Here is a 13103-nt window from a genome sequence, read left to right on the forward strand (position 1 = left end):
ACTTGAAATAAGCTAAAGTATACGTAAATGAGAAGACTTAAAGTTTTTGGAAGTTTAGTTAGAGATAGTTTAGATACTATTACGCATGGCTCAAAGAGATACCATTTATGGATGGCTTTTTTAACCATAGTCATGCTTGCTGGAATGTACTGCTATTCAATTCAATTAGAACATGGATTGAGCGTAACAGGAATGACTGATAGAGTAAGTTGGGGATTGTACATTTCTAACTTTACATTCTTAGTCGGTGTTGCCGCCGCTGCCGTAATGTTAGTAATGCCAACGTATGTACTAAAAGATATCGATTTTAAACAAGCGGTTCTTATTGGGGAAGGATTAGCTGTAGCTGCGCTTATTATGTGTTTAGCATTTGTTATTGCAGATATGGGCGGACCATCTGTATTGTGGCATATGTTGCCTGGAATAGGTGTATTTAACTTTCCAAACTCAATGCTTACTTGGGATGTATTAGTATTAAACGGCTACTTATTTTTAAATATTACGATTCCGTTTTATATTCTTTTTAGACATTATCAAGGTAAAAAGTCTAAAAAAAGCGTGTATGTTCCTGGTGCAATTTTATCAGTATTTTGGGCAGTTGGAATTCACTTAGTAACGGCATTCTTATATCAAGGATTACAAGCAAGACCTTTTTGGAATAATGCGCTTTTAGGACCACGATTTTTAGCTTCCGCTTTTGCAGCCGGACCTGCATTAATTATTTTAGTTTTAGCAATTATTAGAACCTATACAGCCTTTAAAATAGAAGATAAAACACTTAAAAAGATTGCTATGGTAGTTACTGTAGCAGCGCAGATTAACTTAATTATGTTGGTTTCTGAATTGTTTAAAGAATTCTACGCACCAACGCATCACAGTGAAAGTGCATATTATTTATTCTTTGGGTTGAAAGGAAAAACAGCTTTATTACCCTGGATTTGGACAGCAATCACTATGAATGTAGTAGCAACCGTAATGCTAACGTTCCATAAGCTTAGAAACAATTTTAGAGTATTATTCTTTGCTTGTTTCATGCTATTTGTTGCCATCTGGATTGAAAAAGGGTTTGGACTTATAGTTCCTGGATTTATTCCTGGACCTTACGGAAAAATAGCAGAATACACTCCTACAGGAATTGAAATTGGCGTTACTTTAGGTATTTGGGCATTAGGAGCATTTATATTTACAATTTTAGCAAGAACAGCTATTGGAATTGAAACAGGTAAATTAAGATATAAAAAAAAGTAATCTAATTTCAGTTTTTACAAACTACAAAGCGACTCAAAAAAACAGGAAAGCCTTACTAGAAACAGTAAGGCTTTCTTTGACCCAAATCTTTAAATTTTACACTTTTTGCAATACAGTTAAATCATAATATCAAGCTATTCCTTTATAAACTTTGTTCCATGAGTTTGTTTTTATTTATAATCTTATCATTGTATATTTCTAGTTTTCTGGTAGTTGTTCTATAATTTGATACGTGCTAAAATTTAAAAAGTTTTCAGGATGCGCTAATACATTTTGAAGGACGAAAGGCGTATCTGGCGTTGTCCCAGTATATTGAATTGTACCATCCATATCAATATCGGCAGTATTGTATGCAGATACAGCATAGGTTGGTAAATTTAAAAAGTTACCAGCATCATTTAATACTAATGAAAGTATACTTGGCACATCAGGGTTCGTTCCTGAGTATTGTATAACCGTATCTCCATTTACATTTCCTGCCCACATCGCTACTACTCCACTTGGTATCCCAAAAGTAGTTTGCGCATTGGTTCCGAAAGTAATTTGATTTGTAGCATCTGTAAAGTCTACCGTAGCGCTTGTACCTGATAGTGTTACTGCATTCGCTGTCATGATTCCTAAATGGTTTCTGTGCTTTATAACAACGTAATAATCATCTGCTCTTACTTCTATTTCAATATTAGATAATCCATCTGTTGCTACAATATCGCCATCACGTTGTAATAAGGCAGATTGACTTGATACTACTATGGTATTATCTACAGCATCACGAAGTTCCACAAAAACCCAATCTACAATATCATCATTATCCATTCCTGTTCCTGATGTGCCACCTGTATTTAAAACACTAGCAACACAGGTTAGTCCATCGCTGTATGGAGACGTTGTTGTTACTAAAGAGCTACGTAAATCATCTTGCATTAAATTACTAGAACTATTTAATAATGCGCCTTGTAAAAAAACGATCAAATCTATTTTTATGCCTAAAAGAATAGTTGTTTGATGGAACCCTTGAGTTAAAGTCGAATTACCATCTGTAATAGTCGTAACAGCAAGTTCTCCCACTGTGAAATCTAAAGTAGTAGTTCCATTAGCTACCGTTTCTCCTACTGAGGCTACAACTTGACGTTCAACACTCTGAGCTTGACTAAAAAAGCTTATAAATATAATTCCCAAAAATAAAAAGTAATGTCTCATAGTTTTATTAATTTTCTGGTAATTGTTCTTGTATTTGATACGTGCTAAAATTCAGAAAGTTTCCAGGATGTGCTAACACATTTTGAAGAATGAAAGGTGTATCTGGTGTTGTTCCTGTATACTGAATTGTACCGTTCATATCAATATCGGCAGTATTGTATTCTGATACAGCATAGGTTGGTAAATTTAAAAAGTTACCAGCATCATTTAATACTAATGAAAGTATATTTGGCACATCTGGACTAGTTCCTGAGTATTGTACAATTGCATCTTCATTTACATTTCCTGACCACATTGCCACGATTCCACTTGGCATTCCAAAGGTTGTTTGTGCATTGGTACCATAAGTAATTTGATTTGTAGCATCTGTAAAGTTTACCGTGCTTATTACTTCTTTTAAAGCTATTGTATTTGCCGTCATGATTCCTAAGTGGTTTCTGTGTTTTACGACCACATAATAATCACCCGCAGGAACATTATGAAAGGTTAATGGTGTTATTAAATCGTCTGCAACATCTACGACATCTCCGTCACGTTGTAATATGGCCGATTGTCCAGCTACTACGGTTGTAGGATCAGTTGCATCTCGTAATTCCACCCAAACCCAATCGACTATTGAGTTATTACCGTTATCGGTTATTCCTACTGCTTCACTAATTGACGCTCCATCGGTATATGGTGTATCCGAATCAATATGTCCATTTACTCTTAAATCGTCACGCATTAGGTTTTCTTCTCCTACATTTGGATTTAATAAAGCACCTTGTAAAAAGACATCAATATCCACTATTACATACTCGCAGCTGATTTCGTTAAAACTTGCTGTGACATCTTTATTTGTCCAATTTGTTGTACTATACGTTGCATCATCTACTAAAATACAAGTAAGATCGGCATTGGTAGTTGCATCAAAAGAAGTAATACTAGTATTTGTACCATTTTGAACGTTTAGATATGTTAATGCAGCTCCAGAAACATTTAGTGTTTTTAAACCTATATTACTACTTACATCTAATGTTGTGAGGTTACTATTATTGTATACTTGCAGGTCTTCCAGTGTTGTGATGCCAGCGGTATTCAATGTCGTTAAATCACCTTCATAAGAATGTAATGTTGTCAATGCTGTATTTGTTGAGATGTCTACATTTGTTACGCCACCTCGATAAATATATAATTCCTCTAATGCTATTGCTCCATTTAGATTGATGCTTGAAAGAGCATTTTCATAACTATATAGTTTTTTTAATGCCGTATTGGTACTTACATCTAAACTACTTAAGTTACTATGGTATACTTGTAGTTCTTCTAAAGCTGTTGCATTGGTTAGGTTTAATGTTGTAAAGCCAGCTTCATAACAATGTAGTATTTTTAAAGCTGTCATATTACTCACATTTAGCGAATTACCTACAGCACTGTAACAGTATAATTCTTCGATAACGGTATTTCCACTTAAATCTAAATCTGGAATACTATTGAAAGGCATTGTTAAAATTTTTAAAGATGTAAAATCTTCAATTCCTGTTAGGTCAGCAATAGACAAGTTACTTATATCTAGTGAGTTCACTACTTCTATTAAAGCTGTTGGCACTTGTCCATCTGCTGTAATATCATCGTATCCTAGCGCTTCTAATGCAGTTTCAAAGTTTGCATCAGGTATTGCGGTGTAACGACAATAAGAATCTGTAAAACTTGCAGTGGCATCTTTATTCCATGTGCTGTAATCATTTACTAAATCATCCACCTCAATACAGGTTAAATTAGGGTTTCCTGACGCGTTAAAATTTGTGATGTTCGTATTGTTGCCGTTTTTAATAGTTAAACTTACTAAATCACTATTTTGTACTTGTACTATTTTTAATGCGGTGTTTAACGAAAGATTTAAGCTTGTTAAGGTTGTACTATAACAGTATAAGTCCTCTAATAAAAGATTCTGTGATAAGTCTATAGTTACAATATCTGTATCAAAGCATATTAATCTTTTTAATAAGGTATTATTCGTAACATCTAAAGACGTGATGTCTGTACCTCTACAGTTGAGCTCTCTTAATAGTGTGTTATTTGTTAAATCTAAACTCTCTATAGGATTTGCAGTACATTGTAGTGCTGTTAGGCTTACATTAGTACTAACATCTAAAACAGCTATATTATTAAGATTACAATTGAACGTTTCTAAGGCTGTAAAATCCTCTATTCCTGTTACATCTGTAATCCCTTCATTTCTTACATCTAAACTCGTTACTACTTCAATTAACGCAGTAGGCACTTGTCCGTCTGCTGTAATATCATCATAGCCCAAAGCTTCTAATGCAGCTTCAAAATTTGCATCTGGNNATTGCCGTATAACGACAATAGGTATCATTAAAACTTGCTGTGATGTCTTTACTCCATGAGCTATAGTCATTGTTCGTTACATCATCTACTAGAATACAGGTTAAATTTGGATTTGAAGTCATATCAAAATAACCAATAATCCCATTAGTACCATTTTTAAGGTTCAAATTTGTCAGTTCACAATCAATACATTCTACATCTTCTAATAGTGTATGATTGCTTAAATCTAGACTGGTAATTGTATTAAACGATAAGTAGATTCCTATTAGTTGAAGGTTGTTAGACACATCGATTTCAACAATTGAATTGCTATAAGCATCTAATGATTCTAATAGTGTATTGGCGCTAACATCTAATGCAGTAAGGAAATTAGTATCGATATCTAAATTTTCTAATATCGTGTTTTGAGATAAATCGATGCTAGTTAAATTATTCTCAAAAGCTAATATTGTTTTAATAGCTATATTGTTTGTGACATCTATTGACGCAATGGTGTTTCTTGAAAAATTAAGGTTTTCTAATGCTGTGTTTGAGCTTACATTTAAAGCAGTTAATGAGTTTGATGAACAGTTTAAAGTCGTAAGCGCAGCAAAGTCTTGGATTCCCGTTAAATCAGCTATGCTAAGATTTTTTACATCTAAATTTGTTACTGTCTCTATTAAATAGGTAGGTACTTGTCCGTCGCTAGTAATATCATCATAGCCTAAAGCTTCTAGTGCNNTAACGACATCCTGTTAACGTATAATTTGTGGCATTGTCTTTTTCCCAATCAGCATTTCCTGAACTATACGCAATATCATCTACTATAATACATGATAATGAAGGTGTGCCCGTTGCTAGAAAGTCTGTAATATTAGTATTGTTTCCATTCTGAATATTTAGATACGTCAAATTACTACAGTTTGTAAGCTCTACTTCAAGTAAGTTTGGCAACATGCTTAAATCTGCCTGTACAATAGCGGTTTCTTCAGCAAAAAGAGTTTCCAAATTGGTATTGTTAGATAGATCTAAAGAAGTAAGCGGATTAAAACTTATATTAAGATCGGTTAACGCTGGACAACCACCAAGATAGATGCTTTCTATATTGTTATTATGCGCGCGAAGTGTGGTGAAATTTGCTTTCGCACCTAAGTTAATAGTACTAAGCGTCACATTACTAAGGCAATCTAACACTTCTATTGACAAGTTTGCTCCTACATTTAACGTTGTTAATGAGTTAGATCTACACTCTAAACTTTCCAGCACTGTAAAATCTGCAATTCCAGTTAAGTCTGCAATTCCTTGGCTATTTACATTTAATGACGTCACTACTTCTATTAAGGCAGTTGGTACTTGTCCGTCAGCAGAAATATCATCATATCCTAAGGCTTCTAATGCAGCTTCAAAATTGGCATCTGGTATAGCAGTGTAACGACAATAGGTAATCGTAAAACTTGTTGCAACGTCTTTAGTCCAGCCTGTATAATCATTCGCTAAATCATCTACTATAATACATGCTAGACTTGGATTGTTGTCAGCTACAAAATTGGTTACATTCGTATTATTTCCATTCTGAACATTTAGATATGCTAAATTAGCATTGTTGCTACAGGTTAATGCTGTCAATGCTGTATTATTACTCAAATCTAAGCGTGAAAGATTGTTATCTTCAATAGCTAATATTTGCAACAATATATTATTCGTTACATCTATTGACGTTAAGTTATTTGCTAACAAATCTAAGTTTGTTAACTGTGTATTTAATGAAACATCAAGACTCGTTAGTGAGTTTCCATATAAAATTAAGCTTTGAAGACTCGTATTATTTGAAACATCCAAATTTGTTAAATCGCAATTGAACGCACTTAATGACAGTAAGTTTGTATTGTTAGAAAGATCAATGGATGTAAGTGAATTGTTATTAGTACATAATAAAACTTCTAAAGCCGTAAAGTCTTCGATACCTGTTAAATCTGTAATATCTTGATTGGAAACGTTTAGATTGGTCACAACTTCAATCAATCGTGTCGGTACTTTTCCATCTCCAGAAATATCATCATAACCAAGTGCTTCTAATCTGGCTTCAAAATTTGCATCCGGAATTAATGTATACTCACAATCGGTATCGCTAAAGTTTACAGATCCGTCAATTCCAAGCCAATAGGTTGCTGAATACGCTGCATCATCCACTAAAACACAACCTAAGTCTGCATTTCCTGTTAATTGGAAGTTGGTTCCTCCAGTAATATTGGTATTGGTACCATTCTGAAGATTTAGAGCTGTTAAACTGTTACTGCTAGCTCTGAATGAATTTAGTGCTGGATTATTAGATAAATCTAACGAGATAAAGTCATTTCCATTTCCCCAAAAAGAAGTTAATGCCACGTTATTACTTACGTCTATTGCGGTTAAGTCATTACCTGTTAACCATAATACTTTTAAATCTGTTTGATTGGTTATGTCTAAAGTAGTTAATCCGCAATTTTCTGCTTTAAATCCTACTAGTAATGTATTTGCCGAAAGATCAATAGTTGTGAGGTTATTACTTCTAACAATTAATTGTCTTAATTCGGTGTTATTTGCGAGATTTATAGTGTTTAGTGAGTTATAACCAACATCTAAGACTTTTAATGCACGGAAATCTTCGATACCAGTTACATCGGCAATACTTTTGTTTTCCACATCTAGTGTTTCTACAACTTCAATTAACTGTGTTGGCACTTGTCCGTCTCCAGAAACATCGTCGTAGCCTAATGCTTCTAGTTCTGCTTCAAAATTAGCATCTGGAATGATTGTATAGCGACAATACGTGCCATCGTTAAAGGTTACTCCAGAATCAACATTATCTGCCCAAATGGTATTTCCACTACTATACGCAGCATCGTCTACCAGAATACAGGTTAAATTCGGGTTGCTCCAAGCGTCAAATTTTGTGACATTGGTATTGTTTCCATTTTGAACATTTAAATTATATAAATTGGTTTGGAAACAACGTAGAAAAGTTAAATTCGTCTGAAGCGATAAATCTAAATCTTCTATTTGTGTTTGGTTGATACGTAATGATTCAAGTAGCGGATTATTAGAAAAATCAATACTCGTAATTGCATTATTGTGTACTTCTAAAATCCTTAATACTGGATTGTTTGAAAAATCGAAAGCGGTAATTTGTGTTGAATAGGCAACTAACTGATCTAGCACAGGATTATTACTTAGATCTAAAGTTGTTAGATCCATTCCATACACTTTTAATGTTTCTAAAGCTGGATTATTAGTCACATCTACAGAAGTAATATCATTATTGTTTACTTGTAAAGATCGTAACGCTGCATTGTTTGAAACATCAATGCTTGTTAACTCATTATAGTGAATAGATACTACTTCTAATGCTGTATTGCTTGAAACATCTAAAGAGGTTAAATCATTCTCCCAAGCTACAAAGGATTCTAATTGCAAATTGTTTGAAAGATCAATACTCGTTAAATTATTGGTTCTACAGTTTAGACTCGTCAATGCTGTAAAATCCTCTATTCCTGTTAAATCTGCAATCGATTTTTGAGAAACGCCTAAACTGGTCACAACTTCAATTAAAGCCGTTGGTACTTGTCCGTCTGCTGTAATATCATCGTACCCTAAGGCTTCCAAAGCAGCTTCAAAATTGGCATCTGGTATTGCGGTGTAACGACAATAGGTGTCTGAAAAAGTAGCTATAGCATCTTTAGTCCATGTACTATAATCATTAGCAAGATCATCTACTAGAATACAACTTAAGTTTGAATTTCCTGATGAATTATAATACGTAACATTCGTATTGTTTCCGTTTTTTAAATTTAATCCTGTAAGATCATTATTTTCACAAGCCAGTATTATTAACTGTGTATGGTTACTTAAATCAATAGCTCCTGAAACATTATTTCTTTCAAAAGCAAGAAACGTCAACGCTGTATTAGTAGTAACATCTAAACTAGTTAATTCGTTATCACTTAAATCTAATAGCGTCAATGCTGTGTTTTGAGATACATCAAGAGTTGTTAAGGTATTCTCATCTAAGTCTAATTCTGTTAAAGCTGTGTTTTGTGATACATCGATACTTGAAAGTCCATTATTTTCATAGAATAATTTTTCAAGTAAAATATTAGTACTGACATCAATAGTAAGAATACTATTATCCGAAATATTCAACTCTACTAAAGCTGCAAAATCATTAATTCCTGTTAAGTCACTAATTCCCTCATTAGATACATCTAAGCTAGTGATCACTTCGATTAAAGCGGTTGGTACTTGACCGTCACTAGAAATATCATCATAACCTAATGCTTCTAGAGCAGCTTCAAAATTTGCATCTGGAATAGCAGTGTAGCGACAATAGGTATCACTGAAACTTGTGGTCACATCTTTGGTCCAGAAGGTATAATCTTTATTTAAATCATCCACCAAAACACAGCTTAGATTAGGATTCCCAGAAGCATCAAAATCTGTTATAATTTGATTAAATCCGTTTTTAAAATTAAAAGAACTCAAGTTATTGTCTGCACATTCAACTTGTGTCAAGGCAACATTTGTAGTAAGATCTAATGCAGTTAAGTTATTTCCAGAAAGTCTTACAATTCGTAAAACAGTTTGATTAGATAGATCTATAGAAGTTAAATCGTTATTCGTTAAATTTATATTTTCTAATAACGGATTTTGCAAAAAGTCTATACTTGTTAGTGAATTTCCACTTAGATAAATATGCGATAAATTGGTATTATTGGTTATGTCAAGACTTGTTATTCCTGTTGAATTAAGATTAAGAACAGTTAGGCTTGTATTGTTAGAAACATCAACTGTTGCAAAAGTATTGTTTCTTAAATTCAAATTTGTCAAACCTGTATTTGCAGTTACATCTACTGATGTTAATTGATTGTATCTTCCAGATACTTCACTAAGATTTGTATTCGTTCCAAAAGAAACAGTAGCTACATTGTTATTGTCAAAATCTAAATTCTGAAGATTTACGTTGCTGCTAACATCTAAACTCGTTAACGAATTGTTACTGCAAATTAAATCGGTTAAAGCAGTGAAATCTTCAATTCCTGTTAAGTCAGCAATAGATTGTCCGCTAACATCTAAAGTAGGCATCACTTCTATTAAAGCAGTTGGTACTTGACCGTCGCTAGAAATATCATCGTAGCCTAAAGCTTCTAAAGCGGCTTCAAAATTTGCATCTGGTATGGCTGTATAATCACAATAATTACTTGTAAAAGTAGCACTGCCATTATCGGTCCAATTGGTTGTACTCCATGCGGCATCATCAACTATTATACAGTTTAAGCTTGAGTTTCCTCCAGCGTGAAAATAGGTGAAGTTGGTATTGTTTCCATTCTTCACATTTAAACCTGTAAGATCATTACTTTGAACTGAGAAGTTAATTAATGAGGTATATCCAGAAAAATCATAATCTCCCGACAAATTACAATTTGACAATGTTATTCTTGTAATAATTGATGGATCTGCTACAGTAAAAGAAGACAAGTTAGGATTATTGTACACTACTAACTCCTTCAATACAGTGTTACTACTAACATCTACAGTAGTTAAATTATTATTGTCTGCATACAGAGTTTCAAGTGCTGTAAAGTTTTCAATCCCTGTTAAATCTGCAATGTTTTCAACACGTACATTTAAAGAGGTAATTGTATTAATTAGTGAAGTTGGCACTTTGTTATCGCCCAAATAATTGTCATAAGTTAAATTATTTAATACATTTTCAAAATTAGCATCTGGTATTTGCGTATACGCCATTTCATTTACCGTAAAACTTCCTAAGTCTTTAGCACACGAATCATCTCCAAATGCTACCCAAACATCATAATTTCCAGCAGCTAATCCTGTAAGCTCTCCAGTTCCTAAAGCATCATCAAAAGTATACGGATAGCTTCCTCCGCCATCAACACTAAACTTCACCGTTGCTTGTGTTGGTTCGTCATTAAAACTTACTTGTAAAATACCATCGCTTTGAGAAATATCTGCTTCTATAGTTGTATCTATCGTTGCTACAATAGTTGGCACTGTAATTACTGTATAGGTTCCCAATTCTCGTGGACAATCATCATCTCCTCTTCGTACCCATACATTATAATCGCCAGCTGCCAAACCTGATATTGTTTGTGAACTAGAAGTATCTGCATAATTATAAGGATATGTAACTCCTCCATCAATACTAAACTCTAGGTTTGTTAAATTAGAAAGATCATCAAAACTTACAGTTAGTGAACCATCTGTAGTACTTGAGCATCCAGCTCCGTTTGGCACTACACTAGTTACAATTGGAGTCGTTTTTACATCAAGATATCTATTGTTTGTTGTTGTAGTATTACCACAACCATTAGAAAATTTCAATCTAAAACGAACGCCATCTAATGCTTCAGTTGGGTTTGTTATTGTTAAGGTATTTGTTGCTACTCCAGAATAGGTTGCGTCATCACTTAAATCGGCCCAACTACCACTAGCGTCATTTTGCCAAATCATAGTATCTGCATAGTCTGCTTCGGCATAAAATGTCCCAATCTCATCTACACACACTATTTGATCTGATGTGTCAGTTGTTACTACAGGATTGCTACCACTATAAGTATTTCCAACTCCTACAGCATACCATGCATAGGTTACTTCTTCCTCTTCAGCAGAACAATTACCATATATATCTTTAGCAGCTTGTATGGCAGCATCACGCGCATCTGCATAATCACTAGTACTTGTTAAATAGACACTTTCCATACGGACAGCTATAGCTGCTGCTGCTTCAATTCCTATTCCTGTAACAGTAAAATTGTCTCCATTATCATTCGTTCCCGATCCGCCTTGAGATAGTAACCAAAACCAGTACGCTAATACACCACTGTTGGTATGTACGCCACAATAATCATTAGCCGTTCCGTTAGGTGTACAACCACTTACATCATACCAATACGTTCCGCCATATGTATCTGGTTGTCCATAAGTATTTGGGTTAGACAAAGAGCGTAAAGTACCTCCTCCATTTTCATCATTTAATAACCCAATGTTTTTAGTAGTTCCGTACGTGTTATTTGAATAATTGTCAATGACCATTGCCCAAATATCAGAGAAACCTTCGTTTAATGCTCCTGATTCTAACTCGTAATCTAAATTAGAATTCGCATTGGTAACACCATGTCCTATTTCATGTGATACCACATCTAGGTTTGTTAATGGCGTAAAAGAACCTCCTCCATCACCATATACCATAAATCCTTTAGAGCTGTTAAATGCTAACCAACCAGCATTTGTGTAATCTGTTCCAAAATGTACATACGATGCTATCGTAGAGTTTCCATCATCGTAACTATTTCTACCGTGTTCGTTTTTCCAATAATCATACACTACCTGTGCGCCCCAATGTGCATCTAAGGCATATTGATCTTCATCAGTGCTCATTTCGGCCGCTGTCCAATTGTTGTTAGCATCTGTAAAATCTGTAACGATAGTTCCGTTACCATAATTATTTACATCATCATCATGATTAAAATTTACGGTGACTATACCGTACCGTTGGCCACTTCCATGATTATGAGCTTGTCCTGTATTTGCACGCGTTTGATCGTATAAAATATAATCTGATGCATCAAGCGTAGTTTCTATATTTTGAGAACCAGAATATACGGTTGCGGCTGTTCCTGATACAAAAGGAAAAAGAGAACTTGCTGTATTTAATGTTTTTTGAGTGTCTTTTGCTTCATGATCATCAAAACAAGAGAACACTAAGTTTTTATATTTTAAAACGTCCCCAGTTCTTGCGTCTATATATATAACGCCCATTTTTAGTGCTGGCTTAGAAGTACCAATACCTATACTATATGCTAGATTGAGTGTTTCATCTCTTCTATTTGGTAAAATAACTAATGCTGGTTCTGGTCGATTGCTTTTTGAAATTCCATCTGCATTCACCCAAAAAACATCATTAGCTTTCATGTAGTTTTTGGCAATATTATATACCGAACTTTTTGAAATACTTGCTTGTGTAGAAATTCCTGTTGGATCAAAATAAGCTCCGTTAAAAGATTTTATAACACCGTTGGTTTTATGTGATTTTAGAATCCCGAATTCAACCTTAACACCATTATAGTACTGCTGATAAACAAAATGTTGCATTCCCAATTTATCAGTTTTAGTATTGATAAGACGGAATTCTGTTCCTGAAACAGGTTTCAGTTCTGCAAGAAAAACACTTTGATCCGTCATTTTTTGTTTTGACTCTTGAATCGTTTTTAATCTTACTTTTCCAAAATTGTCTTGAGCTAAAATTGAATTAAAACTTAATAGCAATAACAATAGTAATACTCTATTCATAG

At 34.0% G+C, this 13103-nt stretch carries 3 protein-coding genes and 1 pseudogene; 1 reads left to right on the forward strand and 3 read right to left on the reverse strand.

Features of this window, described 5'->3' with window-relative positions:
- Positions 1 to 27 precede the first annotated feature (27 nt).
- Positions 28 to 1248: a sulfate reduction electron transfer complex DsrMKJOP subunit DsrP gene (dsrP, locus tag ACRBBL_RS19605; protein WP_431370783.1), complete on the forward strand. Its 1221-nt coding sequence runs from the start codon at positions 28 to 30 to the stop codon at positions 1246 to 1248.
- A gap of 198 nt (positions 1249 to 1446) precedes the next feature.
- Here the strand turns inward: dsrP and ACRBBL_RS19610 are convergent, their stop codons facing one another.
- The 3 genes and pseudogenes from ACRBBL_RS19610 to ACRBBL_RS19620 form a co-directional block, all read right to left on the reverse strand.
- On the reverse strand, positions 1447 to 2445 hold the full coding sequence (locus tag ACRBBL_RS19610) for a hemagglutinin protein (RefSeq protein WP_431370784.1): 999 nt from the start codon (positions 2443 to 2445) through the stop codon (positions 1447 to 1449).
- 7 nt (positions 2446 to 2452) lie between these two features.
- Positions 2453 to 4774 (reverse strand): hypothetical protein (locus tag ACRBBL_RS19615; protein WP_431370785.1); only part of this gene is annotated, 2322 nt, incomplete at its 5' end.
- 723 nt (positions 4775 to 5497) lie between these two features.
- Positions 5498 to 13101: pseudogene (locus ACRBBL_RS19620) on the reverse strand (M4 family metallopeptidase); the annotation flags it as partial.
- Between the last annotated feature and the right edge of the window lie 2 nt (positions 13102 to 13103).

It is taken from the genome of Kordia sp., assembly GCF_050633145.1.
Taxonomy (GTDB): Bacteria; Bacteroidota; Bacteroidia; order Flavobacteriales; family Flavobacteriaceae; genus Kordia.